Genomic DNA, 25,153 nt, shown 5'->3' with positions numbered 1-25,153 from the left:
TAGCCTAATTCCTTTAGAGGAGTTAGGCTGTTTTTTTTGAACTTTGGGCGGAAGAGGTTTTTAAGGGACATTTTCGTTGTAGAGGAGGGGGGAAATGTCTATTAAAACGTGTTTAATGGACATTTTGAGTGCGGAGGAGTAATGAAATGTCTAATAAGAGTTGTTTAATGGACATTTTGAGTGCGGAGGAGAGTGGAAATGTCTAATAAAAGCTGTTTAATAGACATTTTGAATGCGGAGGAGTAATGAAATGTCTAATAAGAGTTGTTTAATAGACATTTTGAGCGTGGAAGGTGTGTGGAAATGTCTAATAAAAGCTGTTTAATGGACATTTTGAAGAAGAGAACCCGGAGAAATGTCCGATAGAAGAGGTCTATCGGTCAAGCGGGAGGCGGAATCACAAGGAAGTGTCCGATAGCTTTCAAACCGGCGTAAAAACAAAAAAGCCCAATCCACACAAGGATTGAGCTTCTAATAATTATTTTAAAAATCCTGGCTGTTCATAGCTTGGGTTCGGGTATTTATAAAATCCTTCGCCTGTTGCTGCGCCGAGTTTGCCTTTGTCGATGTACTCGGTTTTTAATAGATTCGCGAGTTCTTTGAATTGTGGAACTCCAGCTTCGCCCTTGGCATTGGCGATATTGTATGCTGTGGTGATTCCGACGATGTCTAAAATCGCGAATGGCCCTTTTGGTGCTCCGGTTGCGATCATCCATGTCTTATCGATGGTTTCCGGGTCGGCCACTTCCTTCATGAGCAGCATCTGGCCTGCTTCTAAAAACGGTACCAATAACGAGTTCAGAATATAACCAGGCTGCTCCTTGTATAATGGCAAGGCAACCATGCCGATAGCTTTGGCGAATTCCAACAGATCGTCAAACACTGCCTTGTCAGTTCCGGGATGCATCATAACTTCAGCGGTGTTATTTTTCCAGATTTCATTCGCGAAATGAAGTGCGAGGAATTTTTCAGGGCGCCCTGTCGCATCGGCAAACTGGCTTGGCAGCAACGTAGAAGTGTTCGTAGCGAACACAGTTCTTTCAGGTGCGACTTGTCCGAGTTTATTGTAAAAATCAATCTTGATGTCGACTACCTCAGGCACTGCTTCAATGACGAGATCCGCATCTGCAGCCGCCTGTGAGAGATCACTGTAAAAAGAAAGGCGGTTATAAGCTGCATCAAGCTCCTGCTCGGATGCTCCGAGGTCCTCCTGGTAACGCGGCTTCAACTTCGAGATCCGTTCCTTGGCACGCTCGATCGCCTCGTCGTTAATATCATAAACTGAAACGTTGAATCCATGGTATGCAGTTTGAAAAGCAATCTGGCTTCCTAAAACGCCGCTCCCTGCGACAGTAATGTTTTTATAATTCATGGCAATTCTCCTTTCTACAATGTGTATTTACCCTCTTTTATTATTCTTAAAAAGTATTTTTTCTAATCTGCAGACGAAACAAATGGCAGCTTTACCAAACATTCGGGAGGGTATATTAAGTAACAAGAAGAATACTTTAATGGATATAAAAAGCGCACGAATATATAGTGAAGGTAAAGGAGGCAATCCAAATGACGAACAATCAATCCGGCTGGAATATCGATAATAGCTATTCACGCCTGCCTAAAATATTTTATAGCCTGCAGAAACCTACTCCGGTAAAATCTCCAGAAGTGGTCATCTTCAATGAGTCGCTTGCGGAAGAACTCGGACTGGATCCCGAATCGCTGCATACGGAAGAGGGAGCTGCAATATTTGGCGGAAACGAGGTCCCAGAAGGCGGAACTCCGCTTGCACAAGCCTATGCCGGACATCAATTCGGGCATTTCACCATGCTTGGAGACGGCAGGGCGGTCCTGCTTGGCGAGCAGATGACTCCGGATGGTGAGAGATTCGACATCCAGTTAAAGGGTTCAGGGCGGACGCCATATTCTCGTGGAGGAGACGGGCGTGCAGGACTTGGGCCAATGCTGCGGGAGTTTATCACCAGTGAGGCGATGGTGGGATTGGGAATCCCGACGACCAGAAGCCTGGCAGTAACGACAACTGGGGAGCAAATTATCCGCGAGACGATGCAGACTGGAGCGATCCTTACACGTGTTGCCGCAAGTCATCTAAGGGTGGGAACATTCCAATTCGCAGCCAACTGGGGTAAGACAGAGGACCTGCGGGTATTGGCTGACTATGCGATCGAACGGCATTATCCAGAAATTAGTGAGCAGGAAAACCGCTATCTTTCCTTTTTGAAAAAAGTGATCAAGCGCCAGGCGGCATTGATTGCGAAATGGCAGCATGTTGGTTTTATCCACGGTGTCATGAACACTGATAACATGACAATCAGCGGCGAGAGTATTGACTATGGACCATGTGCTTTCATGGATACTTACGACCCGGCAACGGTCTTCAGTTCAATTGACCGGGATGGACGCTATGCCTACGGAAATCAGCCGTATATCGGCGGCTGGAATCTCTCTCGTTTTGCTGAAGCTTTGTTGCCTTTGCTGCATGAAGATGAAGACGAGGCGGTAAAGCTGGCGGAGGAGGCCCTCTCTGAATTCCCGGAAGTATTTGAAGCGGAATTTTTAACAGGAATGAGATTGAAACTGGGTATTTTCAATGAGGAAAAAGAAGACAAAGCGCTTATTTCTGATTTGCTTAATCTGATGCAAAAATATAAAGCTGATTTTACAAATACGTTTAAGGCCTTGACCTTTGACCAGCTGGAAGGAGTCGAGTTGTTCCAGGCTGAGGAGTTCACGAAGTGGCAGGAAAGACGGAAGGAAAGGCTCGGACGGCAGGAACAATCGAAGGATGATGTCCATGAGCTGATGCGTGACAATAACCCGGGCGTCATTCCACGCAACCATAGGGTGGAGGAAGCACTTGAGGCAGCTGTTAATGGTGACTTGAGCGTTATGGTGAAATTGCTCGAAGTCCTTGCCAATCCATACGAGCATTCAGCTGAACAGGCCGAATACTGCAAGCCTGCTCCGCCAGCGGCAAGACCTTACCGGACATTTTGCGGTACTTGATGTGATTTGCTTTGGTGCTTTAACCTAAGAGTCGGACAGAAATTGAGTGAAAACATGAAAAAGTGTCCGTCATCGAGGCTATGATGGACAGAAACCTCGAGAAAACATGAAAAAATGTCCGTCATCAAGGCTATGACGGACAGAAAACCAATCGTGATAAATATAAAAAAAAAGGCAATCCCATAGCTGCTGCTTCTGGGATTGCCTTTTTCTAATTCTGTTGCAATTCTGCTGTCTTCTCATCTTTTTCAAAGAAAAGAATCAATGCTGGCAATAGCATGCCGCGCACGAGGAACGTGTCGATCAGGATTCCAACTGCGACGATGAAGCCGAAGATGAACAGGTCGGCGATTGGCATGGTTGTCAGCGCTGCGAATGTTGCGGCCAGGATGACTCCTGCTGATGAAATGACGCCGCCGGTATTGCGGATGGCGATTTCAAGGGCATCTTTGACTTTGTGTGCCTTACGCTCTTCAATGAACCGGGAGGCGAGGATGATGTTGTAATCAATTCCCAATGCCACCAGGAAGATGAAGGCGTAGACTGGAACGCGCGAGCTTAATGCTTCGTAGCCGAATAACACGTCGACGAGGAAGATTCCAAGCCCCAATGCAGATAAGTATGATAACAGGATGGTTCCCATCATGTAGATGGACATCTTGATTGAACGCGTGAGAGCGTACAAGAGAACCAGAATCAAGACCGTTTCCAGAAGGACGATTTTGAAGATATCGCGGTTATTGATTTCCCGTTCGTCCAAAAGCTTAGCCGTGACTCCGCTATAATAAGCTTCAGAATCAATCGAAAGGTCGTCCAATAGCTCAGGAGTTTCGCCCCGTAATTCTCCGATGAAATCAATTGCTTCTGTCGAGTATGGATTCATTGATAAAGCAACGTTCAACTTCAAGGCTTTTGCATCCTCGGTTTGAGCGGATACCCGGACGGATGCAATCTCATCATAGCTTTGCCATTTTTCAATAATTGCATTTGTGTCTTCCTGGGTAAAAGCCTTGTCGCTTTCAAGTACTAGTGTAGTTGGTGCCAGTTCCCCTTTGTCAAATCTTTCCTCGACGATTTCATAGCCAACTCGTGAAGGCAGGTCCTCAGGGAATTTTTTTACCGTATCGAATTCGAAGTCGAGATTGAAGACATTGAATGCTGTGATTACTAAAAAGACTGCAACAAGTCCGCCTGAGATTCCAGGCTTGGTAACGACGAATCTGGCGACTGGTCCCCAGATTCCGTGCTTCACTTCAGTTTCCTGGCCATACTTTGGAACTTTCGGCCAGAATGCTTTACGTCCGAATAATGTAAATAGTGCCGGCAATAATGTGACCGACGCGATCATGATGAAGAACATGGCCGTCCCGAAAACAGGAGCGAAGTTCAGGTAATCGCGGAACTCGGCAAAGAATAGGATTAGCATCGCAGCCAACACGGTGCCTCCTGCGAAGAACACAGGCTCAGCGGTAGCGCGCATGGCGTATTTCATTGCTTCGTACTTGCTCTCATATTTGTTCAATTCCTCGCGGTAACGTGAGAAGACGAACAATGAATAGTCAATGACCGCTGCAAAAAGCAGGATGCTCATGATCGATGAAGTCTGGCTGCTGACCTCCAGGCCGCCTGCACCCATCAGTGCCACACTCTGATTCACAACCTGATAAACGATAACGGTCGCGAGAAGCGGAATGATTGCTAAAAGCGGTGAACGATAAATGACAATAAGCAAGATTAAAATGATTAAAACGGTTGCGATCAACAGGACAAAGTCAGCTTGTTCAAAAAGCTTGACCGTATCGCCGGCAATACCGGCAGGGCCTGTGATATAAAATTCTGTGCTTTCAAGGTCTTCGGCGATTTTATTGCCAGTCTCCAAGGCCTTGTCATTAATTTCGGAATACTGGCTGTTCCCGAGCCCTTTTTCCAGTTCCATCGGGACGATCATCGTCGAGCTATCCTCCGATGTAAAGCCTCCCAAAGCTTGAGGAGGGAGTGCACTGATATCAACGATGGTTTCAATGCCATCGATATCCTCTGCGATAATTCCGCTGAGGATTTGTTTCACTTCCTCCAGATTGATGTCGCCATTTTTATTGTGGAATACCAGGATACCTGGTGTTCCTTGTTCATTTGGAAAGAGTTTTTCAGTCTTTTTCTCTGCAATCATTGATTGTGCTTCATCAGGAAGCGATTGGAAGTTGGTTGTTTTATATTCACTTAGCATTGGTCCTGCACTTAAGCCAACCATAAGGACAAGCCAGGCGATGATTGTGATCCACATTCCACGCTTCGTTGAAACCCAATCGGTAATTGGATATAACAGCTTTTTCACTTGTAAACCTCCCTGATAAGATTCCATTCTAATCTTACCATTCCATTTCTCTGAAAAATCAAGGTAATTATAGAGTTTCTGTTAATAAAATATCAGCGCATAAACGAGTCATACCATAAGTCCCAATCCGAGCCCAGGGAGTAGCTGACAGACTTTGACTCCAGTTTTGGACAATCTGTTACACAGCTGCCCCCGACAATGAACTTTAGGGATGGATTCATTTTGAGGCATGATTGAATCCATTCCTCCACCTTTTTAACGGGTTTTGGATTCGTCATTGAGATCGCGACAACGCCAATGTTTTTCATTTTTATCAAATCCGATAAACCTTCAAGCGGTGTATTCGGACCTAAGTAGATGACATCATGGCCCTTCTTTTTTAAAAATAAGCTGAAAACCATCAACCCAATTTGATGCTGCTCTCCTTCTGGACAGAACGCCAGCACTTTCTGTAGTGCAGGATTGACAGAAAGAATCCTTAGGAATTGGGTGCAGCGGTTGATAATGAACTGGGAAGCAAAATGCTCCTGGGCAACCGAGATGGTGCCATTCTCCCATTCGTCACCCACCTTATACAAAACCTGAACTAATATGAGATGGAAGACCTCTTCATAGTCATACAAGGAAAAAGCAAGATCGGCAATCTGATTGGCTTCTTGAGTATCAAGGTTGACCAGCGCTTCGTAAAGCTTTTCTTTTAGCTCACCGTACTTGTCATTTTGTGATGGAGGCGTGGCGGAAGCTGGAGGGGATTCCTGCAGCAGCCTGACCGCATCACTGATTTTCATGTTCTTTTCGTTTACTTGAGTCTTAATCCACTTAAGTGTTTCGAAATCCTTTTCGCTATATAAACGGTGACCGCCCTCAGTCCTGGTAGGAGATACAACATTATAGCGGTTTTCCCAGGCCCTGATCGTGACGGCGGGTATATCCAATCGTTCTGATACCTGCTTGATGCTATACAATATTTTCACCTCCACTCATCAGTATAGAAAAGTTATACAAAAATTACGCAGGTTAAAAGCTGTAAAATCAACATATAAATATAATTATATAAAATATACGTTCGTATTGTATAGATTTTGTATAATTAAATTTGAACATCTATACAAAAATTATACAATGTGTGGTGTCAAAATGAAAACTTTGAATGTGGTATCATTAGTATTGCTTATTGTCGGAGGTTTCAATTGGCTATTGATTGGATTATTTGAATGGGATTTGGCTGGCGGTCTATTCGCCGGCATGGACAGTCCAATCGCCTAGTTAGTCAACATCCTGACGGGTCTTGCAGCCATTTTCAGCATTACACTTTTATCTAAAGTGAATATATAGTACGCCTTTCGCATGCATCTTGAATAAACGCCCCGATATCGCTATTCTTAAGAAAGAAATCGTCATAACAGGGGGACTAATCAATGGATAAAAGGGAAATTGAATATAAAATCGTCGAACTGAAGGACGAGTATTTGCAGCTTCAGCATAATCTTGAAAAGTTGGAATCTGTAAAAGGCAATCTGCATCCGCTGGAGAAGCGGCTGGCAGCGATTGAAGAGGAATTGAGCTCCTTAAACAGCATGCTTCGGGATATGTAGAATGACAAGCCCTGTTCCTTAAAGGACCAGGCTTTTCTTTTTGTGAGAAGAAGGTCGGATTTAGAGTGTCAGGTCCAAAGGATTAAGCCTAATAAAAGGTGAGCTAATTCCATGTTAGCACTTTGATAGAGCAGCTTTTAAAAAGTGAGCTAATTCCGTGTTAGGACTTTGATAGAGCAGCTTTTAAAAAGGACTTGTACTTCAGCAAAATCAATCATTCCTGTACCTGGATTTATTAATCAAACGTTTGATTAAACAAATTTTCCCATCGGCCACAGCTTCAGGCATTTTTATGGAGGGCAACTACTCCTGGACTATTGAAATAATTAAAGGCATGAGCCAGTTCAATACCTGGCTCATGCCTGTTAAGAATACTGCAACGGGAATCCTTTATTTTACTTCTGTTTTTCGCCCTTCACGTGCAGAGGTTCTTACTGCATCCAATACTTTTTGAGTTGAATGTCCATGGTCGAAATCAGCGAGGTATGGGTGTTTCTTTCCTGAAACCAGAGTCTCATGGAGTGCATCTAAAGCTCTTTGGAAGCCGTTATAGTACCTTGCTGCGATTTGCGGCATAGTAGGAGGGGCTTCTAGATCCGGCACTAGCTCGACTTCTTCAAGTGGAGAATTTCCTGCGGATAGCAGCACCTTTTTGTCATCGAGCATAACAAGCGTGCCTTCCGTACCGTAGATTTCAAGACGCCATGTGTGATTGGTTTGGCGAGCTGCAATAAGGAGTTCAAGCGTTAAAGTAGCTCCATTTTCCAGAGAGCCGATGATTTGGAACGCATCGTCCGCCGTTCGATTTTCAGTATTTCCGTTTTCATCAGTCTGGGTGGGGATGTGAATTGGCAGCTGGGCAAACACTTCTTTAAATGAGCTGTCCAGCCACCATTGAAGAGCATCTGTCATATGAGATCCGATTGCGCCGAGCATTCCGCCGCCTTTTTCCTCCTGTCCGAGCCAGCCACGCGGTTTTGTAGTCAGTCCGGTATAATTGGCAAAAGAGCACTCGTAGCGAACATGCAAAATCTCCCCGAGTTTTTTGCTTTCCATGATTTCTTTTACCTTCGTCCGAGCCGGAAAAAAGCGGAATTCATGATTGATCAGTCCGAGTTTGTCTGCCTTGTCTCTTTCCGTAATCATTTCTTCTGTTTCAGCAACATCCATGGCCATTGGTTTTTCGCAGACTACATGAACGCCCTTTTCGAAAGCAGCTGCAACCATTTCCTTATGTAAATGAACGGCCGAAGCGACAACCACTAAATCGAGTGTTTCCTTTTCGATCATTTCGCGCCAGTCAGTATAGATATTCTCAATCCCGCTGGCTTTCCGTGCTTCCTCAATATTCCCCCTAGATACACTAGAGATTGCCACAACATCAAATCCTTCATGGTGGTCCATCATTGGCGCATGAACTTTGGCACCAAACCCCGTCCCAATAATACAGACTCTAAACTTTTCCAAAAATACCACCCCTGTCCATAATATAATTTAATAGTAAATCCGGGAGGGGAGGAATGTAAATCAATATAAACAACAAACAAATACAAATTGGGAGGAATCCCAGTCTATAAAGGAGAATAAGAACTGACAATATACTCAAGTAAAGGAGGGGGTTATTATGCTAAAAGCCTGCTGGAGAAACCTTCTTTATATTATTGAACATAAAGTCAATGTTTTAGTTGAATGTTGGAGAGTGGGTTTATACTTACAGGGGATTACTCATGACTTATCAAAATTTCATCCAAATGAATTCATGCCATATACGAAGAAATTCTTTTTGGATAGAAATATAGATTCTTATGATGAAATGAAATGGAAGCATGCATGGCTCCATCATCAACATAAAAATAAACATCATTGGGAGTATTGGGTAGTTGATCCGAATCAAAAGCTAGCCTTGCCAATGCCAAGAAAATATCTACTTGAAATGGTTTGTGATTGGCGTTCTTTTTCGAGAAGGTGGGGCAGGAAGGTAAGGTTGTCGAATTTAAAGCTTACAGAAAAAATGATACTGCATCCTGAAACAAGAGATGCGCTTGAAATGGTTATTAAGAATGAAAGGGAAGCGGAGTTTAAACACACTATAGGATAATAAAAAACTACGGGGCGGGATTAATATGAATATTGGAGATCTTTTATATCAGCTTATTTTTTTCATACTATTGATTGGTATTGTTGCTGCTGTTTTTTATGCTGTGCGCTCACTCGTAATAAAGCGACCTGATAATTCGAAGAGCATGGAACAAAAGCTTGACCGAATAATTGAGTTGCTTGAGAAGGAAAATAAAGACTGAACAGCTTATATAATTGTGTGTTGGCACATGGTATAATGAGGAACTTGGGTGGATTTTAAACATAAATGCACGGATGCCTAAAAAGCCTCCGACTGGCGATTCATATATGGAGGTATTAAAACATGAACAAACGATGGACAATTGATAAGATCAGAGAATTTGTGGAGAAAAATTCAGAGAGTAAGCTGCTGACGACAGAATATCATGGCTTTTCGCAAAAATTACTCTTTAAATGCGCTTGCGGCAATAATTTTGAAAAACCATTCAAGAAGTTCAAGGATAATCACCAGCGCAAATGTGATGTGTGCCAGCCGCCAAAAGCTTCACGCTAATTGGACAAGGTGAAGTATAAAAACTAGGTGCTGCCATAGGGCTTCACGCCGGATTTTTAGTAAAAGCTCAATATTTAGCAAAGGAAGCGTAAATCTGGGAGGATTCACGCTTCTTTTTGTTGAACTTATTGAAAAGAATCTTACAGGAGTTACAAGAATAATAATGAAGAGATATATGTTAAAAAGCGACTTTAAGGGTTTGGAAAAAGGGACGCAATTCTATTTGATTGCTGAATCGGAGTTTATCGGGATCAAAGAGTATGTGCTGCGAACCAGGGATTTAAGGACCAGGATATCGATCAATGATAGAGAATTTAGGGATCATTTCATTTTATTAAGCTAGAAATGGGGGCAAAGGTTGGCATGTATTTGTTTTTATCCCTACTGTTAAGTGTCATTCTAGGTTACCTTCTATTTGTTATGGGGCCGATTGTAGGCGGCATCCTTGCCTTCGGGATTATTGCAGGCAGCCTATTTAGAGGGATTTACTTACTGAATGACGTCCGGAAAAGGCTTGCGGCTATATCGCCTGAGGTTGGAAAAGTACAAGAGATGGGGCAGGAGCAGCCACATGAAACCGTTCCTGAACATTTGCAAAACCCGGGCGCTTATAAAAAATACCTAGAAGCAAAACAGTAGAAAGAAAACCATAAGTCGATAGAATTTGCCGATATGTGGAGGAATCTAAATGTCATTTGCTGAATTAGTGGTTTTTGGTATTGTCTGGGGAGGCTTGATGGTTTACTTCTTAACGCCTTTTAACAATAAGATCAGTGTCGAAGGAAACTCAAAGGTGACAGTCTCCAAGGCTTTTAAGGAGAGTTTAACTAGACTGCTTTTACATAAAAAGGCCATTCTGGCATTGCTTATGTTGATCATCACTTTAAATTTCATCTGGTCGTATTTTATATCGATTGATGACCATAACAAACTCCACGGAGTCACCAGTGAATCGAGTAAACCACAGGCGATTTTTTACATGATAAGCATCACTTTGTATGCCTTACTTCTATATATCTTGCTCGCAGTAAGAAGGACCTTGAAATTCAAAAAGTAATTTTGTCCAGGGGGGACAGGTTTGAAAAGAAATACTAAACTGTTTATCGTGTTTCTTATGATTGTAAGTTCTTTTATTGTGTCTTACGGTTCTGATTCCGAAACGCTGAAGTATGTTGGAAATGGCCTGTTCACTGTTCTTGTAGCTATAATGGTTTGGGACGCATTCAGGGATGATAAGGGGAAGGGGATATAATTGCTGTCGCAATGTGCAGCAGTTCCGATAAGGGTCAGTAATTTAAAGTTTAACCGTCTCATTGCTCATACTTCAGAATCACTGAATAAAATTACCAGATTTATTAAAAGATAGCCTTAACATATAAAAAAGTTGAGGCTATATTTATGCTGAATTTCAATCCGACAAGTTCAGTTAATCCTTCCCGAAGAGCACGGAGGTTTAAAGCACACGTTAGTACCCTTGGTACAACTCAACTTCATCTCCGCAATCCCTTTATTATTGCCTGGTGGTCAGCCGCGTTTCCAGGATTCGGCCATCTTCTTCTGTCTAAATATCTTAGAGGTTATGCTTTATTTATTTGGGAGATTTTAGTTAATAATATGGCTAACATAAACCAGGCTTTGGTTTTTTCTTTTACCGGGAATATAGAGATGGCAAAAGACGTTCTTGATCCAAGATGGACACTTATGTATATTCCAGTTTATATTTTTGCGATTTGGGATAGTTACCGAACCACGGTTGATATGAATAGAGTGTTCATATTAGCGGAACGAGAGGATGCGGAATTCAATTCATTTGTCATTGGTGCGTTAGAGATAAATTATTTAGATAAAAGAAGACCGCTCAATGCCATTGTATGGTCTATACTTACGCCAGGGTTGGGTCAATTGTATATCCATCGAGTGATCACTGCGATTTTTACATTGATATTTATGATTGTTTTTGTGTATTTTTCAAAGATCCTGGTTGCAATTCATCTGCTTTTCCTAGGGGATATTAGCCAGGCGACACAAGTCCTTGATCCGCAATGGCTCCTGTTTTTGCCTTCTCATTACGGGTTTGCTATTTATGATTCATATGTCAATACGGTTGAAAATAATAAACTGTTTGAAAGTGAACAACGAAAATATATTAAAGAAAATTATCAACAATCTCGGGTGAAAATTCCTGTTTCGGTGGATGAGGTGAAATAATTGCAGATTTTCTCAACCTTTGAGCATTCCTCCTATCTTGAACTTGCCATCACTTCTTTGGAAAAAGTCGGTGTGAAAAAAGAAAGTATTCTTGCTGTTCCCCTTATTAATAGAGTGGAGGAAAGGAGATTATTTGATACCCTTCATCGTGCTGATGGTATTAGCCTATTTGACAAGGGAGCAGCGATTGGAACGGCCTTTTCTGTCGTTGGCGCAAGTGTAGGGTTTATTTTAGAATGGGGGCCCATTTATTGGGGGCTCATTGGCGCGGCAACTGGATTTATACTTGGCTTTATCATCGACTACATCATTTATAAAGTTGTACATAAAAGAAATAGGGTTGTAAAAGGGAAAAAGTCGGAAGTGGTGTTAGTCGTAGAATGTCAAAAGGAATTGGTTGAAAAAGTTGAAGAGGTACTGTGGGAACATTTAGCATTAGGGGTAGCAAAACTAGAGTAATGGATCTTGCGCAGTTAAAAAAGTAACATTCAAGAATCGGCAATTGTGCATGAAAACAAGGGGGAGTTAATATGGCAAAGGGAAACAGAGAGTTGTCACGAGAACAACAGGGAGAACTGCTAGAAACTTTGAAAGCTCGTTTCGAGAAAAATATGAACAGACATGAAGGTCTTGAATGGGCTAGTGTACAAGCTAGGCTTGAAACTAATAGTGAAAAATTGTGGTCACTCAATGAAATGGAAGCAACTGGCGGGGAACCCGATGTTGTTGGCCTTGATCCAGAGACAGGCGAATACATTTTTTATGATTGTTCAGCGGAAAGTCCTAAAGGCCGCAGAAGTGTTTGTTACGACCGGGAAGCACTGGAGGCAAGAAAAAAACACAAGCCTGAAAATAGCGTCATGGATATGGCAACTGCCATGGGCATTGAACTTTTAACGGAAGAACAATACCGGGAGCTGCAGAAACTTGGGAATTTCGATCTGAAAACATCGAGCTGGGTGCAAACACCGGAGAATATTAGAAAACTCGGCGGGGCACTTTTTTGCGATCGCCGCTATGACACGGTTTTTGTGTACCACAATGGAGCGGATTCCTATTATGGTGCCAGGGGTTTCCGTGGGTCGTTAAGGGTCTAGCTATTTCTAGGTTCATTTTAAAAAAGTAATGTAAGAGCTCAGGGGGATAAATTCTCTCTGGGCTTTTTGCATGGCTCCAAAGGATAAATGTTTTACAAGACTGCCTCCTGGGAAGATGAAACTATTAGTTCATATTGATAGGAGGAATTTCGGGCATGGTTAAAACGATTTTTATTACCGGTGCTGGCAGCGGGCTTGGCAGGGGAGCTTCCCTTGGGCTTGCGAAAAAAGGACACCGGGTGATTGCGACGACTGAGCTGACATCCCAGAAAACAGATCTGATGAGGGAAGCGGAGGCAGAGGGGCTTGATATGGAAGTGTTCAAGCTTGATATTACGAATGAGCGGGATCGTGAACAGATTAATGACTACGACTTTGATGTGTTTGTTGCCAATGCGGCGATCAATGAGGGCGGGCCGCTGGCTGAGGTGCCGATGGACCGGATTCGCGCGCTATTTGAAGTGAATGTCTTCGCTACTTTGGAAACTGTGCAGATAGCAGCACGGAAGCTAGTGGAAAAAGGAAACGGTAAAATCATTTTCATGAGCTCGATGGCAGGTATTTCAGCTACACCGTATGTCGGGCCATATACGGCCACGAAGCATGCGATTGAGGGAATCGCGCAAACCATGAAGTCAGAGTTGGAAAAGCACAATGTAAAAGTAGCGACGATTAACCCTGGCGCATATGAAACAGGCTTCAACAAGCGGGCGGCCGAGGAAAAGTGGAAGTGGTACGATGAGGAAAAGAATTTTACACGGAAAGAAGATATGGAAAAGCAGGAAGAGGCGCTGAAGGACCAGTTTGATCCTGAGGATATGATTGCGAAAATGGTGGAGATCATTCCTGCCGACCAACATAAATTCCGTACAGTTTATCCAGAAGAAACAGAGAAGCAGCTGAAAAAGACGCAAGAGGAAAGATGGACGATGGAGATCTAAATGAAAAAAGGACGAAAAACTGGCCGGATCCATATAGGATTCGGCCGCGGAATACATATTAGTCAGTCGTGATAAACGCATCGATTCCCTTGTCTTTAATTTAGTCAGTCGTGATAAACGCATCGATTCCATTGCCTTCAATTTCCCGGACACGGGATTCCGCATTTTTGCGGCTTGAAAAAGCACCAGCTTGTACACGATACCAGGTTTCGCCGGAGATTGACTTCAAGACGAAGCTCTCAATGCCTTTTGATTGGAGGAACGATTCACGTTCAGCTGCATTTTCTCTGCTTTTAAAGGAACCGGCAATCACTTTATACAGCGTTCCACGTTCATCTTTCTGTGTTGGCGTAAGATTGAACGCTTTTGCAATACCGTTCGCATGTCCCTGGGCAACATTGCGCCGCCAGGATTCCAGTTTCATCAGGGCAGCGTCTTGAGTATTATCGATAAAGCCATTCTCTGAAAGCATGGCATCCATTGCGGATTCGCGAAGTACGTGGAAATCGGCTTTTTTCTTGCCACGGTCGCTAAGCTGGTTCAGCTTCATAACTTCCGTGTGGATGATGTCTCGGTATCTCGCGGTTGCTGAATTATCTGAAAGACCGATGTAGATATAGTCTTCGTATCCACGGGCAGAGCCGTTGAAGGAATTGGTGTGGATCGATAGGTAAAAGTCAGCGCCCCAGGAGTTGGCCTCATTTGTACGCTGATCGAGACTTTTCGTCACATCGCTTGTCCTGCTCATTCTGACATCGATATTTTCATAGTTGTTTTCCAGAATCGAACGGATTTTCAGCGCGATATCCAGGTTCAAGTCTTTTTCCCGAAGACCGTTTCCCTGTGCTCCCGGATCCGAGCCGCCATGGCCAGGATCTAAATAAAGTTTCATATAACCTCCTCCTTTTAGTTGGTCTTTATAGAATATGTAGGAAAAAAGTATTGGTAAGGGTACATGTCCCGTCTGGGAAAAGTTAACTTTATTTTGACGGAACATTTTATGATTTGAATCGTAGAACAAAGAAGACTTAATAATAATTGAGGTGGTAGGATGGAAACGAAAATACAGACATCACAAAATATTAAAATAGAGAGGACCCCGGAAGCGGATTTCAAAAAAATCTTGAACATCATCGGTGTCTTCATCTTTGCCGGACTGGCACTGACCAGTGTCACCAATCCGATGCCGGCAAAATATCTCAAAGAGTATTTCCTGTTCATCGGAGGAAGTGCCATTCTTTATTACTTTTTACTGAACATCTATTTCATTGGGGAAACATGGAGGAAAGTGTTTTATGCTAGCCTGATCGTCCTCGGAATCGGCAGTCTGTCGATGGCGATTTACCTGTTCAGTCATTCATCACATTAAAAGTATTAAATTACGATGGGGTTTTTCCTAAATATGGATGAAGGTGCAATTAATCGGATTGAGCGCGCAATTTTCGTTTTGTACCGTGCAATGAACATGAACGAGCGTGCAATTATTCCAAAAGACCGTGCAAATACTAAACTCAACAATGCAATCATTATCTTTTTCATCAGAAAAACTTCCTGCTTCAAGGGAGTTTTTATTTTGCGGAAAAGTACTTGATTACTCGCTATATTACTATTTCTGAATATTCATAATATATTTACTTCAATAAATTTTGAAAGCGTTACCATTCCTAACAGACTAGTCAGGGCGCGGTTTTTGCTTGTTCTCAATATCCTGTAACATCCTTGAAACAATTCTGGATGTTTGATAGGTTTAATAACCGTAAGCCCTATGAGGGCAGGAAAAACTTGGACGGCATAATTAACATAAGGATTTTTTCTGTGTGGTTCGGCTGGTTAGCTCTTTCTAACTTACTTGATTAAGAATCTATTTTTCTTGAACAATGGCCTACTTTTTTAACCACTATGTTAATTATTTCGTTTAGGGAAAACGAAAAGGAGAGATTTGGTGACTTTTGAAGTATTTATATCTTTAGGAATTTATTTTATTGCAATGATCCTGATTGGATTGTATGCATACCGCAAAACATCTGATCTATCAGATTATATGCTTGGCGGACGTGGTCTTGGACCGTCGGTAACGGCTCTATCAGCTGGCGCATCTGACATGAGTGGCTGGATGCTGATGGGCTTGCCAGGAGCAATGTACACTTCAGGTATTTCCAGTGCCTGGATCGCAGTTGGATTATCGATTGGTGCCTATTTGAACTACCTCATCTTAGCTCCAAGACTTCGAACGTATACGGAGTTGGCAAATGACTCAATCACAATCCCCGATTTTCTTGAAAACCGCTTTTCAGATACGACGAAAATCCTTAAGTCTGTATCTGCAGTTGTTATCATCATTTTCTTCACGCTGTATACTTCAGCGGGTCTAGTTTCAGGCGGTACTTTGTTTGAGTCAGCATTTGGGCTTGATTATCGTATGGGCTTGTTCGTGACAGCTGGTGTCGTTATCGTTTATACACTATTCGGCGGTTTCCTTGCTGTTAGTTTGACTGACTTTGTTCAAGGGGTCATCATGTTCCTTGCACTTGTCTTGGTGCCTGTGGTTGCTTTTACAGAGCTCGGAGGACCAACGAATGTCATGGATACAGTAAGTGCCATTGATCCTACAATGATGGATCTTTTCAAAGGTACGACATTCCTTGGAATCGTTTCGCTATTGGCATGGGGCCTTGGTTACTTCGGCCAGCCGCATATCATTGTGCGCTTTATGGCGATCAAATCAATGGATGAGCTTAAGCCTGCGCGCAGAATCGCGATGACTTGGATGATTGTATCCATCATTGGTGCTTTGGCAGTCGGACTTGTCGGGATTGCTTACGTACAAGTGAACAATGTAACGCTTGAAAATCCAGAAACAGTATTCATCATGTTTGCGAATATCCTGTTCAATCCTTATATCACTGGATTCCTTCTCGCTGCGATTTTGGCCGCGATCATGAGTACAATATCTTCCCAGTTGCTTGTTACTTCAAGTGCGTTGACGGAGGACTTTTACAAAGCGTTTTTCCGCCGAGAAGCAAGTGACAAAGAATTGGTATTCGTCGGCCGTGCATCCGTATTGCTAGTCGCATTGGTAGGTATCGCACTTTCTTACACGCCTAACGATACGATCCTTTCATTGGTCGGTAATGCATGGGCTGGTTTCGGTGCCGCATTCGGGCCAGTCATGCTCCTGAGCTTGTACTGGAAGCAGATGAACCGTTGGGGTGCGCTAGCCGGTATCGTTGTCGGTGCACTTACGGTCATTATCTGGATTAGCATCGATGGATTGTCAGCATTCCTGTATGAAATGGTCCCTGGATTCTTCTTGAGCTTGATTGCCGTCATTGTTGTAAGTAAAATCACAACCGGACCAGGCAAAGCTGTAAAAGAAGAGTTTAAGGAAATGGAAGACATTATGTCTGAGTAAATAGAAGAAAAGGGCTGCCGGTATTGCTGGCAGCCCTTTATTTGAATTTTTCCGGCTTACTCACATAGCTTTCAATGATATATCCACAGTCCGTGCAGATAATGTGGAGAATCTCGGAGCCGAGGCTCATTACCCTGTTCGCAGGTCGCATGACAGCATATCCATCATGTTTACCTTTCCCGATTTCCGTTCCGCCGCATTTAGGACATTCTTTCGCATAGTGCACTGGAATCATCCTTCCAAAACCATTTTTATTTATCTGATTTTACGATTGAACAATGCATAAGGTTTCAAGGACTTTTAATATCTTAAATTCATGGATAAATATCCAACTATGTAGAATACTACCTTTTGTAAAATACAGAGGATATGCATGCCTCTATTGGAAAAAGGAGTGATTCAGATGATGAAGAAATTTGCGGTAGTTCTTTTTGCAATGATGATGGTAGTGTCCATTGCAAATCCTGGTTATGCTGCGGACAATGCTGGAAGCAAGAAGGATATTGTTGATACGGCTGTAGCAGCAGGCAATTTTAAAATCCTCGCGGCTGCACTGGAGAAAGCTGGACTGGTGGAAACCCTGAAAGGTGAAGGGCCATTCACAGTGTTCGCACCGACGGATGAGGCGTTTAATAAGCTTCTGAAGGATTTAGGGATTACAGCAGATGAGTTATTAGCAAGACAGGATCTCAAGGATATCCTGCTGTACCATGTGCTTCCTGGTAAAGTCATGTCAGGAGACTTAAAGGAAGGAATGCAGGCGCAGACACTTGCGAAGAAGAATGTCACGATTGCACTTGACCCTGTTCAAGTAAACGATGCGAACGTCGTAACCCCTGACGTTGAAGCATCAAACGGTGTCATTCATGTGATCGACAAGGTTTTGCTGCCTAAATAAGCACGACAGACTGGATTCCATGCGGATTCAGTCTTTTTTTTATTTGGACATGCCCCCTGCTGGTTCACCACCATGGACATTTATGATGTAAAAAGGTATAATTAATTCGGTTTTCGAAATATTATTTTACATCTTAGAGTTTGAAGGTGAACGTATGGAAAAAGAAAAATTATGGACGAAGGATTTCATTTCGATTTCTCTTGTGAATTTCGTTATGATGCTTTCGATGTATTTATTGATTGTCACAATGGCTTCCTACGCGACTGATACGTATGGAGCTTCAACGAGCATGGCAGGATTGGCGTCCAGCATTTTCATCATTGGGGTTCTTTTTGCCAGATTGTATGCCGGCAAGGAAATTGCGAGGATTGGCAGCAAGAAGATGTTGATCGGGGGGATTTTGTTTTTCGTTCTGATAACTGCACTATATTTAATTCCATCGAATATCTATGTCCTCCTGATCGTCCGTTTCCTCCATGGTGTCGGGATTGGGTTTGCGGCAACAGCTACGGGGACGATTGTGGCACAGGTTGTTCCTGCGAGCAGGAAAGGGGAAGGAATCAGCTATTTCAGCTTGAGTGTGATTTTATCAACCGCGGTTGGTCCGTTGATTGGCCTCGCAATGATCGATGAGTTTGGCTATCAGAGCATGTTCATTTTTTCCCTTATCGTCGGGCTGGCTAGTTTGCCAATCGCCCTTATGGTAAATGAACCGGTTGTGGATAATCAGGGAGAAGCAAATAAAAGCAAGAGTTTCAGTCTGGCAAACTATTTAGAGCCAAACGCATTGCCGGTCTCGATTGTCATGTTCGTCATTGCGCTTGCCTATTCAGGTACACTATCATTCATCGCGTCATTTGCGAAGGAAGCTGAATTGACAGAGGCAGGCAGCATGTACTTCTTCGTGTATGCGATGGCCGTCTTATTTTCCCGTCCATTCACCGGGAAGCTGATGGACGCAAAAGGTGCGAATAGCGTTGTGTATCCGGCATTGATTGCCTTTGCCCTTGGGATGTATGCACTAAGCCAGGCGCAATCCAGTGCCGTGTTCCTGCTGGGAGCGGCGCTCATTGGGTTAGGATATGGCAATTTCCAATCTGTCGCACAGACAATCGCCATTAAGAAGACACCCCCGCACCGTATGGGAATGGCCACGTCGACCTTTTTCATCATGATGGATACCGGAATTGGCTTCGGACCATTCCTGCTGGGATACATGATTCCGGATTTCGGATACAGCGGATTGTATCTGGCAATGGTGCCTTTAATCATAGCAGGAGTCTTTATCTATCACTTTTTGCATGGTAAAAAAGAGAGAATGAAGGCGGCATAGGAATCCGTTGTTCAACATGAAAACCTCGCCACAAATCGGCGAGGTTTTATTATTACTCTGATCGATTTTCTCGCTGTTCCTCATGTCTGTATCCTCAAGAAAACGAATCGCATCCCGCTGGCTTTTCCTGTATGCAGCTGTCAGCAAAACGGCTCCGCCAGCTGAAAGCAAAGAAGCCAAAACAAAATTCTTGGTCGATTTCTTCATCGTCGTTTCCCTCCATTCGGTAAGTAACTCCTCTTGACCTCTATATTCCCGTTTTATATGACTATAAAGAGTCCAGTTATTTACATTTTTGTTGCAGGTTGGGGTTAAAAGGGAGAGTTTGATTCTGAAAAAGGTCCTTAGAAAGATTCTATAAGCCCAAAATGGAGTTTGATTCTGAAAAAGGTTCTATAGAAAGATTCTATAAGCCCAAAATGGAGTTTAATCCTGAAAAAGGTCCTATAGAAAGATTCTATAAGCCCGAAATGGGGTTTGGTCCTGAAAAAGGTTCTATAGAAAGATTCTATAAGCCGAAAATGGAGTTTGGTCTTGAAAAAGGTCCTATAGAAAAATTCTCTAAGCCCGAAATGGAGTTTGGTCTTGAAAAAGGTCTTATAGAAAGATTCTATAAGCCCGAAATGAAGTTTAATCCAGTAAAAGGTCCTATAGAAAGATTCTATAAGTTTGAAAAGGGGGGGAGAGCTCCATTAAAGGCCTCATAGAAAGCTCTATAAGCACGAAGCGGGGAGTTTGAGCTATTCTAAAGATAAAAAGCTGCCATTAATCATGACAGCCCCCTAATCACTACCTACCTATCTTCCATCATTTTCTGATCGAGATGTTCAAGAATCATTTTCCTGGCTGAATCATGCTGGCTTTTGGATTGTTCATTTGGAAAACCTTTGTGTGTCAGGCTTAACTGTGTGCCGTTTTCGACTGGTTCCAGCTCGATTGTCACAACGGTCTCGGCACCTTCTGTTCCTCCAGCGCCTGTCAGCCAGGTGAATTCAATCAAGCGGTCAGGTACCAAACGAAGGAATCTTCCATAATGCGGGTGTCGCTGTTCAACTAGATCTTCTTCGGTTTTAAAGACGGTCTCAAAGAAGAATACGGCATCGACCTCCGCCTTCATGATCAGCGTTCCGGGTGCGGCAAACCATGTATCTAATTTTTCAGTCCACGCTTGGTAGAGGCTATCAGCCGGGGACTCCATTAACCGTTCCACTTTAAAACCGAGCGGCCTTGCTGTAAGGTCTGGTACTGTGATTGGTTCCATTTTGGTTTCTCCTTATCCAGTGGGATATCTTTCTTTTAAAAATGCAACAGACTGATGGATCAAAGCTTTTAAAACATCCACATCAATATCCGCTATTTTATTTATGTACACACATGCTTTCCCGGATGTATGTTTGCCGAATTCTTTCAATAACACTTCTCTTTCGGTGTCGCCTGTAGCAAAATACAAGCTGATTTTCGCCTTCCGAGGTGAGAAGCCAACAAGTGGTGCGTCACCTTCGTGGCCAGAGTCATATTTATAATGATAGGATCCAAATCCGATGATGCTCGGACCCCACATTTTCGCCGGGTAGCCTGTTGTTTCTGTGAAAATATCTAACAGTCTATACGCGTCCTCCCGTTTTTTAGGGTTATCGACATTTTCAATGAACTCGATGACACTATTATCGTTCTCCCTGGTTTTCAGTTCGTACATAATCAAAGCATCTCCCTTCGATCTTTTAAAATATGTAATTATCTATGCTGGTCAACAAGAATCTGATTGCCATCAGGATCTTCAATAGTGAAATGAGCCGGACCTTCCCCGGATTCATCTGCTTCAGTAAGGAACTTTACTCCGTTTCTTTTAAGCTGCTTTTGAAGTTCGCGAACATCCGTGAAGCTTTCCAGATTCTCGGCATTTTGATCCCAGCCCGGATTGAAGGTAAGGATATTCTTTTCAAACATCCCCTGAAACAGTCCGATAATGCAATTTTCATTCTTCAAGATCAGCCAATTTTGATTGATGTCTCCTCCCAGAGCTTTAAAACCCAGGTTTTCATAAAAAGATTTTGAAGCTTTAATGTCTTTTACAGTCAAGCTTACAGAAAACGCACCTAGTTTCATATGATTTGCCACTTTTTATAGTTTGAAGATTCTGATATCATCATTTCCAGTATAGACAAGCCTTTTGAAATTTACAATTAACCACGAAAATAGCGGGCTATATCTTCGAAATCATCCCGCTGACATAATTCGTTCAAAGCTTTTCAACAGAATTGTGACTAATGTCACAACGCAGTATTTATTTGATGAAAATTTGATATGTTAATAGTGTACTAATACTAAATAACTTATTGGAGTGAGGAACATGTTTGCAAAGTGGTTAAGAGAAAACAATATTGCTGCTGGTCTATTGGCTGTTATAAGAATCTGGCTTGGATACAACTGGATGACTGCTGGATGGGGTAAATTAACGGGTGAAGGTTTCGACGCATCCGGTTACCTGAAAAATGCTGTGGCAAATCCGGTTAAAGGTCCAGACGGAAATGCCGTGTACGGTTGGTACGTGAACTTCCTGGAAAGCTTCGCGATCCCGAACGTCGACTTGTTCAACTTCATCGTTCCACTAGGAGAATTCCTTGTTGGGCTTGGATTACTGCTTGGAACTCTGACAACTGCTGCCATGTTCTTCGGTCTAGTGATGAACTTCAGTTTCTTCCTGGCCGGAACTGTATCTCACAACCCAACTGACATCTTCTTCGGCTTCATCATCCTGTTCGCAGGCTACAATGCTGGTAAATACGGTTTAGACCGCTGGGTCGTACCATTTATCCGCAAAACTGTTTTCAAGCGCGGAGAAGAAACGGCACGAAACGCTGCTTAACTTAGTTAAATCCCCCTTTAATATAATTTGGCTGCCGAACATTACTCGGCAGCCGTTTTTTATATCCAGGGAGCTAATCCAGCCTGAAAAAGCAAAGCATAGGATAATCAATCCTATGCCTCATCGTTTTTTATGCCTCATCGCTTTTAATGAAATTATCTTCCAAAGAAATTGCCCATTGTGTTTCTGAAGTCATCAAATAAACCGTCTCTGTTTCTGTTATTGCGGATATCATCTGCGAATGTACCCATTCTGTCAAAGGCATTATTGTCTACAGAGACGTACACATTGTCAATCCCTCTTTGAGATTGGCGGACCTTTTGTTCAATTTCGCGCTCCAATCCATCTCCACGAGCGGTATTTCTGTCTGTTTCATCTCCGGCATCACCATGGCCGTCAATGGTTCCGTCGTTTCCTGCGGGGTTGTCATCCTGGTCTACTCGGCCATTTTCTGCGAAGGTTCTGCCGTTTCCATCCAAAGCATCATTGACCTCAGCATTCCCGTTATTATCGTCCGCCAGTCTTACGGCAACATACGCATTATTCTCCGAGATGATGACACGGGCGTCGTCTACTTCCGGCATCTGTTCTACCTGACGTTCCGCGCGGTCAGCAAGCTGAAGTCTATTTTCTTCTGTAGTCGGGCCGCGACGAACCTGGTTGATCTGGACGCGCTGTTGCCCATTGTCATCTGCTGCATTGTTATTCGCTCCGCATCCAGCCAGTCCCAAGGTGAAAACTGCACAGCCTGCGAGGATTAATGATTTTTTCATTCCGTTCACTCCTTGTTGTGTATTCGTCTTTATGATGGCTTGAAATTGGAGCGATATGCAGGGTGAAAGAGAATTTTTTATAAGACTCTTTCTCAAACTTTATTGCTTTTTGACTGCAAAATAGGATTTCCTTTTTTTCTTCGTGAAGTTGCCCCTTTTGTGTGAAAAGAGCATGCAAACTTATACCGATCTGCAAAATGGCCGCATATGACGTTAAAATGAGCTTTGGAATCTTAACACCAATCTTATGAAAACAGCCTTTTATAAATTTAAAAGGGGTGTGTTTGCAGATAAGGAGGCCTTGTCATAATTTGTTCAAAACATTTCAACAGAAATGTGAAATCATTCACAAATAACCCTATTTTCGAGATTTATTTGATATCTTATAGGTGTACTAATACTAAATAAATTATTGGAGTGAGGAACATGTTTGCTAAATGGTTAAGAGAAAACAATGTTGCTGCTGGTATATTGACTGTCATTAGGGTATGGCTTGGATACAACTGGATGACTGCTGGATGGGGCAAATTGACAGGTGAAGGTTTCGACGCTTCTGGTTACTTGAATAATGCGGTGGCAAATCCGGTTAAAGGTCCAGACGGAAACGCAGTGTACGGCTGGTACGTGAACTTCCTTGAAAACTTCGCGATCCCGAATGTGGATATTTTCAATACAATCGTGCCGCTGGGCGAATTCCTGGTTGGGCTTGGTTTAATCCTTGGTACACTGACAACTGCTGCAATGTTCTTCGGTTTGGTGATGAACTTCAGCTTCTTCCTGGCAGGTACTGTATCTCACAATCCAACTGACATCTTCTTCGGATTCATCATCCTGTTCGCAGGTTACAACGCTGGCAAATACGGTTTAGACCGCTGGGTGGTACCATACATCCGCAAAACAGTTTTCAAGCGCGGAGAAGAAGCCACTCGCAACGCAGCTTAACTTTATTCCACATCCCCATTTAAAATAAATTGGCTGCCGGGAAATCCCGGCAGCTTTTTTCTGTTTTGATTAAAAATCTTTTGTTTGACAAAAAAAGGAGTGGACGATTGGTTAAGCGAATAAATTAAACAACGAAAAAGGATTTGGAGAGTGCTTACAGTGGGAAAAATACTTGAAACATGGATCAAACTTAAAGAAAACATCGATAGTGAGGATTATAAAATAATCAATGAACTTCAGGAACGGTGCCTTCAAGCGGATCAAACGGCACTGAAACTTGAGCTTGATTATAAGCTCGGGGTCAGTGATGGCAGCGGCGGTGGTGTTCAGGATATAAATGAGTTCATGTACTTCGATGGGGAGTTGTTGATTGGATATATGGGGATTTGCAGCTTTGGCGGTCCGTGGGAAGTGAATGGGATGGTGCATCCTGAGTACCGGCGCCAGGGTGTGTTCACCAGGTTGTTTGAGTTGGTCCTGGCTGAATGGAAGCGCAGGGATTCAGGCAGCATGCTGCTGCTCTGTGACCGCAACTCGGAATCCGGACAGCAATTCATTGCCGGAGCTGGTGCGCAATACAAGCATTCTGAATTTGAGATGTTCTTGAAAAAAGATGCTTCAGTCACGACTCCAGAACAGTTGGCGGGCATTGTCTTCAGGAAAGCTACGAATGCGGATGCAAAGGAAATCGCCCGGCAGAACGCGATTTATTTTAATGAAGAAGAAGAAGTCAATGCAGATGACATGCCTTTGCCTGAGGTAGAGGAAAAGCGCGGGATGACTTCTTATCTTGTTGAAAAAGAAGGGGTAATCATTGGGAAGGTGAATCTGCAGCTGACAGCGAAACTTGGTGCTATCTTCGGTCTCGGTGTGCTGCCGGAGCACCGTCGCAAGGGGTACGGAAGAGCGCTTCTTTTGCTTGCCATTGAAAAGTTGAAGGAAGCAAACGCCCAGGAGATCATGCTGCAGGTAGCGGCGGAAAACGCAAATGCACTGAACCTATATAAGTCCTGCGGGTTTGTAGAGACTTCTACGATGGACTATTTTGAGCTTAAATAAACGATACCCACCTCGTAAAGGACGAGGTGGGTATTTTT

Annotated in this window: 34 protein-coding genes; 23 read left to right on the top strand and 11 right to left on the bottom strand. The window is 43.1% G+C overall.

Features of this window, described 5'->3' with window-relative positions:
• Nucleotides 1-478: 478 nt before the first annotated feature.
• Complete coding sequence (locus J7E32_RS07180; protein ID WP_214905692.1) at nucleotides 479-1,372, bottom strand: 3-hydroxyacyl-CoA dehydrogenase; 894 nt, start codon at nucleotides 1,370-1,372, stop codon at nucleotides 479-481.
• 191 nt (nucleotides 1,373-1,563) lie between these two features.
• Between J7E32_RS07180 and J7E32_RS07175 the strand changes: the two genes are divergently transcribed.
• Nucleotides 1,564-3,024, top strand: a complete 1,461-nt coding sequence (locus J7E32_RS07175; protein WP_214905689.1) for a protein adenylyltransferase SelO — start codon at nucleotides 1,564-1,566, stop codon at nucleotides 3,022-3,024.
• Between the two features lie 211 nt (nucleotides 3,025-3,235).
• Here J7E32_RS07175 and J7E32_RS07170 read toward each other — a convergent pair whose 3' ends face one another.
• Both J7E32_RS07170 and J7E32_RS07165 read right to left on the bottom strand, forming a co-directional pair.
• A complete protein-coding gene (locus J7E32_RS07170; protein WP_214905686.1) occupies nucleotides 3,236-5,359 on the bottom strand; it encodes an MMPL family transporter in 2,124 nt (707 codons plus the stop codon).
• A 92-nt stretch (nucleotides 5,360-5,451) separates the two neighbouring features.
• Nucleotides 5,452-6,324 (bottom strand): MerR family transcriptional regulator, encoded by an 873-nt coding sequence (locus J7E32_RS07165; protein ID WP_214905683.1) that lies wholly within the window; start codon nucleotides 6,322-6,324, stop codon nucleotides 5,452-5,454.
• A gap of 172 nt (nucleotides 6,325-6,496) precedes the next feature.
• On the opposite strand from J7E32_RS07165, the gene J7E32_RS07160 reads away from it, so the two are divergent.
• Both J7E32_RS07160 and J7E32_RS07155 read left to right on the top strand, forming a co-directional pair.
• Nucleotides 6,497-6,625, top strand: a complete 129-nt coding sequence (locus tag J7E32_RS07160; RefSeq protein ID WP_214905680.1) for a DUF378 domain-containing protein — start codon at nucleotides 6,497-6,499, stop codon at nucleotides 6,623-6,625.
• A gap of 152 nt (nucleotides 6,626-6,777) precedes the next feature.
• Nucleotides 6,778-6,954, top strand: a complete 177-nt coding sequence (locus tag J7E32_RS07155; protein WP_214905677.1) for an SE1832 family protein — start codon at nucleotides 6,778-6,780, stop codon at nucleotides 6,952-6,954.
• Between the two features lie 390 nt (nucleotides 6,955-7,344).
• Here the strand turns inward: J7E32_RS07155 and J7E32_RS07150 are convergent, their stop codons facing one another.
• Nucleotides 7,345-8,421, bottom strand: coding sequence for a Gfo/Idh/MocA family protein (locus tag J7E32_RS07150; protein WP_214905674.1), 1,077 nt, complete (start codon nucleotides 8,419-8,421; stop codon nucleotides 7,345-7,347).
• Nucleotides 8,422-8,578: 157 nt separating this feature from the next.
• Between J7E32_RS07150 and J7E32_RS07145 the strand changes: the two genes are divergently transcribed.
• The 11 genes from J7E32_RS07145 (at nucleotide 8,579) to J7E32_RS07095 (ending at nucleotide 13,832) form a co-directional block, all read left to right on the top strand.
• A complete protein-coding gene (locus tag J7E32_RS07145; protein ID WP_214905671.1) occupies nucleotides 8,579-9,052 on the top strand; it encodes a DUF5662 family protein in 474 nt (157 codons plus the stop codon).
• Nucleotides 9,053-9,077: 25 nt separating this feature from the next.
• Nucleotides 9,078-9,254 carry a DUF4083 domain-containing protein gene (locus J7E32_RS07140; RefSeq protein WP_214905669.1) on the top strand — a complete coding sequence of 59 codons (177 nt, stop codon included), beginning with the start codon at nucleotides 9,078-9,080 and terminating at the stop codon, nucleotides 9,252-9,254.
• 122 nt (nucleotides 9,255-9,376) lie between these two features.
• Nucleotides 9,377-9,586 carry a hypothetical protein gene (locus J7E32_RS07135; protein ID WP_214905667.1) on the top strand — a complete coding sequence of 70 codons (210 nt, stop codon included), beginning with the start codon at nucleotides 9,377-9,379 and terminating at the stop codon, nucleotides 9,584-9,586.
• Nucleotides 9,587-9,749: 163 nt separating this feature from the next.
• Nucleotides 9,750-9,929, top strand: coding sequence for a hypothetical protein (locus J7E32_RS07130; RefSeq protein WP_214905664.1), 180 nt, complete (start codon nucleotides 9,750-9,752; stop codon nucleotides 9,927-9,929).
• A 20-nt stretch (nucleotides 9,930-9,949) separates the two neighbouring features.
• Complete coding sequence (locus J7E32_RS07125; RefSeq protein ID WP_214905661.1) at nucleotides 9,950-10,225, top strand: hypothetical protein; 276 nt, start codon at nucleotides 9,950-9,952, stop codon at nucleotides 10,223-10,225.
• Nucleotides 10,226-10,274: 49 nt separating this feature from the next.
• Complete coding sequence (locus J7E32_RS07120) at nucleotides 10,275-10,643, top strand: hypothetical protein (RefSeq protein WP_214905657.1); 369 nt, start codon at nucleotides 10,275-10,277, stop codon at nucleotides 10,641-10,643.
• A 21-nt stretch (nucleotides 10,644-10,664) separates the two neighbouring features.
• The gene (locus J7E32_RS07115) at nucleotides 10,665-10,838 is read left to right on the top strand and encodes a hypothetical protein (protein ID WP_214905654.1); all 174 of its coding nucleotides are present in this window, start codon (nucleotides 10,665-10,667) and stop codon (nucleotides 10,836-10,838) included.
• A 146-nt stretch (nucleotides 10,839-10,984) separates the two neighbouring features.
• Nucleotides 10,985-11,794, top strand: a complete 810-nt coding sequence (locus J7E32_RS07110; protein ID WP_214905651.1) for a hypothetical protein — start codon at nucleotides 10,985-10,987, stop codon at nucleotides 11,792-11,794.
• Nucleotides 11,795-12,253, top strand: a complete 459-nt coding sequence (locus J7E32_RS07105) for a hypothetical protein (protein ID WP_214905648.1) — start codon at nucleotides 11,795-11,797, stop codon at nucleotides 12,251-12,253. It abuts the gene before it with no gap.
• A 71-nt stretch (nucleotides 12,254-12,324) separates the two neighbouring features.
• On the top strand, nucleotides 12,325-12,891 hold the full coding sequence (locus J7E32_RS07100) for a DUF4256 domain-containing protein (RefSeq protein WP_214905646.1): 567 nt from the start codon (nucleotides 12,325-12,327) through the stop codon (nucleotides 12,889-12,891).
• 155 nt (nucleotides 12,892-13,046) lie between these two features.
• Nucleotides 13,047-13,832 (top strand): SDR family oxidoreductase, encoded by a 786-nt coding sequence (locus J7E32_RS07095; protein ID WP_214905645.1) that lies wholly within the window; start codon nucleotides 13,047-13,049, stop codon nucleotides 13,830-13,832.
• Nucleotides 13,833-13,932: 100 nt separating this feature from the next.
• Here J7E32_RS07095 and J7E32_RS07090 read toward each other — a convergent pair whose 3' ends face one another.
• Nucleotides 13,933-14,724: an N-acetylmuramoyl-L-alanine amidase gene (locus J7E32_RS07090; RefSeq protein ID WP_214905643.1), complete on the bottom strand. Its 792-nt coding sequence runs from the start codon at nucleotides 14,722-14,724 to the stop codon at nucleotides 13,933-13,935.
• Between the two features lie 159 nt (nucleotides 14,725-14,883).
• Between J7E32_RS07090 and J7E32_RS07085 the strand changes: the two genes are divergently transcribed.
• The 3 genes from J7E32_RS07085 to putP all read left to right on the top strand — a co-directional run bounded on the left by J7E32_RS07085 (nucleotide 14,884) and on the right by putP (nucleotide 17,244).
• Nucleotides 14,884-15,201, top strand: coding sequence for a hypothetical protein (locus J7E32_RS07085; protein WP_286182840.1), 318 nt, complete (start codon nucleotides 14,884-14,886; stop codon nucleotides 15,199-15,201).
• 15 nt (nucleotides 15,202-15,216) lie between these two features.
• The gene (locus tag J7E32_RS07080; protein ID WP_214905641.1) at nucleotides 15,217-15,423 is read left to right on the top strand and encodes a hypothetical protein; all 207 of its coding nucleotides are present in this window, start codon (nucleotides 15,217-15,219) and stop codon (nucleotides 15,421-15,423) included.
• Nucleotides 15,424-15,774: 351 nt separating this feature from the next.
• Entirely contained in the window at nucleotides 15,775-17,244 is a 1,470-nt protein-coding gene (gene putP, locus J7E32_RS07075; protein WP_214905639.1) for a sodium/proline symporter PutP, read from the top strand.
• 37 nt (nucleotides 17,245-17,281) lie between these two features.
• Here the strand turns inward: putP and J7E32_RS07070 are convergent, their stop codons facing one another.
• Nucleotides 17,282-17,479 (bottom strand): transcription initiation factor TFIIIB, encoded by a 198-nt coding sequence (locus J7E32_RS07070; RefSeq protein ID WP_214905637.1) that lies wholly within the window; start codon nucleotides 17,477-17,479, stop codon nucleotides 17,282-17,284.
• Nucleotides 17,480-17,647: 168 nt separating this feature from the next.
• Between J7E32_RS07070 and J7E32_RS07065 the strand changes: the two genes are divergently transcribed.
• Nucleotides 17,648-18,142: a fasciclin domain-containing protein gene (locus J7E32_RS07065; protein ID WP_214905634.1), complete on the top strand. Its 495-nt coding sequence runs from the start codon at nucleotides 17,648-17,650 to the stop codon at nucleotides 18,140-18,142.
• Nucleotides 18,143-18,296: 154 nt separating this feature from the next.
• Nucleotides 18,297-19,475 (top strand): MFS transporter, encoded by a 1,179-nt coding sequence (locus J7E32_RS07060; protein WP_214905631.1) that lies wholly within the window; start codon nucleotides 18,297-18,299, stop codon nucleotides 19,473-19,475.
• Here J7E32_RS07060 and J7E32_RS07055 read toward each other — a convergent pair.
• Complete coding sequence (locus tag J7E32_RS07055; RefSeq protein ID WP_214905627.1) at nucleotides 19,407-19,682, bottom strand: hypothetical protein; 276 nt, start codon at nucleotides 19,680-19,682, stop codon at nucleotides 19,407-19,409. The genes J7E32_RS07060 and J7E32_RS07055 overlap by 69 nt on opposite strands.
• Nucleotides 19,683-19,843: 161 nt before the next feature.
• On the opposite strand from J7E32_RS07055, the gene J7E32_RS07050 reads away from it, so the two are divergent.
• Entirely contained in the window at nucleotides 19,844-20,182 is a 339-nt protein-coding gene (locus J7E32_RS07050; protein WP_214905624.1) for a hypothetical protein, read from the top strand.
• 86 nt (nucleotides 20,183-20,268) lie between these two features.
• Here the strand turns inward: J7E32_RS07050 and J7E32_RS07045 are convergent, their stop codons facing one another.
• From J7E32_RS07045 to J7E32_RS07035, 3 genes are read right to left on the bottom strand one after another with little or no spacing between them, the layout of a single operon-like run.
• Nucleotides 20,269-20,736, bottom strand: a complete 468-nt coding sequence (locus J7E32_RS07045; RefSeq protein ID WP_214905619.1) for an SRPBCC family protein — start codon at nucleotides 20,734-20,736, stop codon at nucleotides 20,269-20,271.
• A 12-nt stretch (nucleotides 20,737-20,748) separates the two neighbouring features.
• Entirely contained in the window at nucleotides 20,749-21,171 is a 423-nt protein-coding gene (locus tag J7E32_RS07040) for a DUF1801 domain-containing protein (protein ID WP_214905616.1), read from the bottom strand.
• Nucleotides 21,172-21,209: 38 nt separating this feature from the next.
• Nucleotides 21,210-21,581 carry a VOC family protein gene (locus J7E32_RS07035; RefSeq protein ID WP_214905613.1) on the bottom strand — a complete coding sequence of 124 codons (372 nt, stop codon included), beginning with the start codon at nucleotides 21,579-21,581 and terminating at the stop codon, nucleotides 21,210-21,212.
• Nucleotides 21,582-21,825: 244 nt separating this feature from the next.
• On the opposite strand from J7E32_RS07035, the gene J7E32_RS07030 reads away from it, so the two are divergent.
• Nucleotides 21,826-22,341 (top strand): DoxX family membrane protein, encoded by a 516-nt coding sequence (locus J7E32_RS07030; protein ID WP_214905610.1) that lies wholly within the window; start codon nucleotides 21,826-21,828, stop codon nucleotides 22,339-22,341.
• A 155-nt stretch (nucleotides 22,342-22,496) separates the two neighbouring features.
• On the opposite strand, the gene J7E32_RS07025 is transcribed toward J7E32_RS07030, so the two are convergent.
• Complete coding sequence (locus J7E32_RS07025) at nucleotides 22,497-23,114, bottom strand: YhcN/YlaJ family sporulation lipoprotein (RefSeq protein ID WP_214905607.1); 618 nt, start codon at nucleotides 23,112-23,114, stop codon at nucleotides 22,497-22,499.
• A 426-nt stretch (nucleotides 23,115-23,540) separates the two neighbouring features.
• On the opposite strand from J7E32_RS07025, the gene J7E32_RS07020 reads away from it, so the two are divergent.
• Together J7E32_RS07020 and J7E32_RS23190 are read left to right on the top strand one after the other, a co-directional pair.
• A complete protein-coding gene (locus J7E32_RS07020; protein ID WP_214905605.1) occupies nucleotides 23,541-24,056 on the top strand; it encodes a DoxX family protein in 516 nt (171 codons plus the stop codon).
• A 159-nt stretch (nucleotides 24,057-24,215) separates the two neighbouring features.
• Nucleotides 24,216-25,115 carry a GNAT family N-acetyltransferase gene (locus tag J7E32_RS23190; RefSeq protein ID WP_214905602.1) on the top strand — a complete coding sequence of 300 codons (900 nt, stop codon included), beginning with the start codon at nucleotides 24,216-24,218 and terminating at the stop codon, nucleotides 25,113-25,115.
• The last annotated feature ends 38 nt before the right edge of the window (nucleotides 25,116-25,153 follow it).

Source organism: Bacillus sp. ISL-55 (assembly GCF_018613155.1).
Classification (GTDB): domain Bacteria; phylum Bacillota; class Bacilli; order Bacillales; family Cytobacillaceae; genus Mesobacillus.
This window is presented reverse-complemented; position numbering and strand designations above follow the sequence as displayed.

What these genes read in the sequence shown, in the direction of transcription:
- J7E32_RS07180 (WP_214905692.1), bottom strand. Translation starts at nt 1,372, where the DNA reads ATGAATTATAAAAACATTACTGTCGCAGGGAGCGGCGTTTTAGGAAGC.
- J7E32_RS07175 (WP_214905689.1), top strand. Translation starts at nt 1,564, where the DNA reads ATGACGAACAATCAATCCGGCTGGAATATCGATAATAGCTATTCACGC.
- J7E32_RS07160 (WP_214905680.1), top strand. Translation starts at nt 6,497, where the DNA reads ATGAAAACTTTGAATGTGGTATCATTAGTATTGCTTATTGTCGGAGGT.
- J7E32_RS07155 (WP_214905677.1), top strand. Translation starts at nt 6,778, where the DNA reads ATGGATAAAAGGGAAATTGAATATAAAATCGTCGAACTGAAGGACGAG.
- J7E32_RS07145 (WP_214905671.1), top strand. Translation starts at nt 8,579, where the DNA reads ATGCTAAAAGCCTGCTGGAGAAACCTTCTTTATATTATTGAACATAAA.
- J7E32_RS07140 (WP_214905669.1), top strand. Translation starts at nt 9,078, where the DNA reads ATGAATATTGGAGATCTTTTATATCAGCTTATTTTTTTCATACTATTG.
- J7E32_RS07135 (WP_214905667.1), top strand. Translation starts at nt 9,377, where the DNA reads ATGAACAAACGATGGACAATTGATAAGATCAGAGAATTTGTGGAGAAA.
- J7E32_RS07130 (WP_214905664.1), top strand. Translation starts at nt 9,750, where the DNA reads ATGAAGAGATATATGTTAAAAAGCGACTTTAAGGGTTTGGAAAAAGGG.
- J7E32_RS07125 (WP_214905661.1), top strand. Translation starts at nt 9,950, where the DNA reads ATGTATTTGTTTTTATCCCTACTGTTAAGTGTCATTCTAGGTTACCTT.
- J7E32_RS07120 (WP_214905657.1), top strand. Translation starts at nt 10,275, where the DNA reads ATGTCATTTGCTGAATTAGTGGTTTTTGGTATTGTCTGGGGAGGCTTG.
- J7E32_RS07110 (WP_214905651.1), top strand. Translation starts at nt 10,985, where the DNA reads ATGCTGAATTTCAATCCGACAAGTTCAGTTAATCCTTCCCGAAGAGCA.
- J7E32_RS07100 (WP_214905646.1), top strand. Translation starts at nt 12,325, where the DNA reads ATGGCAAAGGGAAACAGAGAGTTGTCACGAGAACAACAGGGAGAACTG.
- J7E32_RS07095 (WP_214905645.1), top strand. Translation starts at nt 13,047, where the DNA reads ATGGTTAAAACGATTTTTATTACCGGTGCTGGCAGCGGGCTTGGCAGG.
- J7E32_RS07090 (WP_214905643.1), bottom strand. Translation starts at nt 14,724, where the DNA reads ATGAAACTTTATTTAGATCCTGGCCATGGCGGCTCGGATCCGGGAGCA.
- J7E32_RS07085 (WP_286182840.1), top strand. Translation starts at nt 14,884, where the DNA reads ATGGAAACGAAAATACAGACATCACAAAATATTAAAATAGAGAGGACC.
- J7E32_RS07080 (WP_214905641.1), top strand. Translation starts at nt 15,217, where the DNA reads ATGGGGTTTTTCCTAAATATGGATGAAGGTGCAATTAATCGGATTGAG.
- J7E32_RS07070 (WP_214905637.1), bottom strand. Translation starts at nt 17,479, where the DNA reads ATGATTCCAGTGCACTATGCGAAAGAATGTCCTAAATGCGGCGGAACG.
- J7E32_RS07065 (WP_214905634.1), top strand. Translation starts at nt 17,648, where the DNA reads ATGATGAAGAAATTTGCGGTAGTTCTTTTTGCAATGATGATGGTAGTG.
- J7E32_RS07060 (WP_214905631.1), top strand. Translation starts at nt 18,297, where the DNA reads ATGGAAAAAGAAAAATTATGGACGAAGGATTTCATTTCGATTTCTCTT.
- J7E32_RS07055 (WP_214905627.1), bottom strand. Translation starts at nt 19,682, where the DNA reads ATGAAGAAATCGACCAAGAATTTTGTTTTGGCTTCTTTGCTTTCAGCT.
- J7E32_RS07050 (WP_214905624.1), top strand. Translation starts at nt 19,844, where the DNA reads ATGGAGTTTGATTCTGAAAAAGGTTCTATAGAAAGATTCTATAAGCCC.
- J7E32_RS07045 (WP_214905619.1), bottom strand. Translation starts at nt 20,736, where the DNA reads ATGGAACCAATCACAGTACCAGACCTTACAGCAAGGCCGCTCGGTTTT.
- J7E32_RS07040 (WP_214905616.1), bottom strand. Translation starts at nt 21,171, where the DNA reads ATGTACGAACTGAAAACCAGGGAGAACGATAATAGTGTCATCGAGTTC.
- J7E32_RS07035 (WP_214905613.1), bottom strand. Translation starts at nt 21,581, where the DNA reads ATGAAACTAGGTGCGTTTTCTGTAAGCTTGACTGTAAAAGACATTAAA.
- J7E32_RS07030 (WP_214905610.1), top strand. Translation starts at nt 21,826, where the DNA reads ATGTTTGCAAAGTGGTTAAGAGAAAACAATATTGCTGCTGGTCTATTG.
- J7E32_RS07025 (WP_214905607.1), bottom strand. Translation starts at nt 23,114, where the DNA reads ATGAAAAAATCATTAATCCTCGCAGGCTGTGCAGTTTTCACCTTGGGA.
- J7E32_RS07020 (WP_214905605.1), top strand. Translation starts at nt 23,541, where the DNA reads ATGTTTGCTAAATGGTTAAGAGAAAACAATGTTGCTGCTGGTATATTG.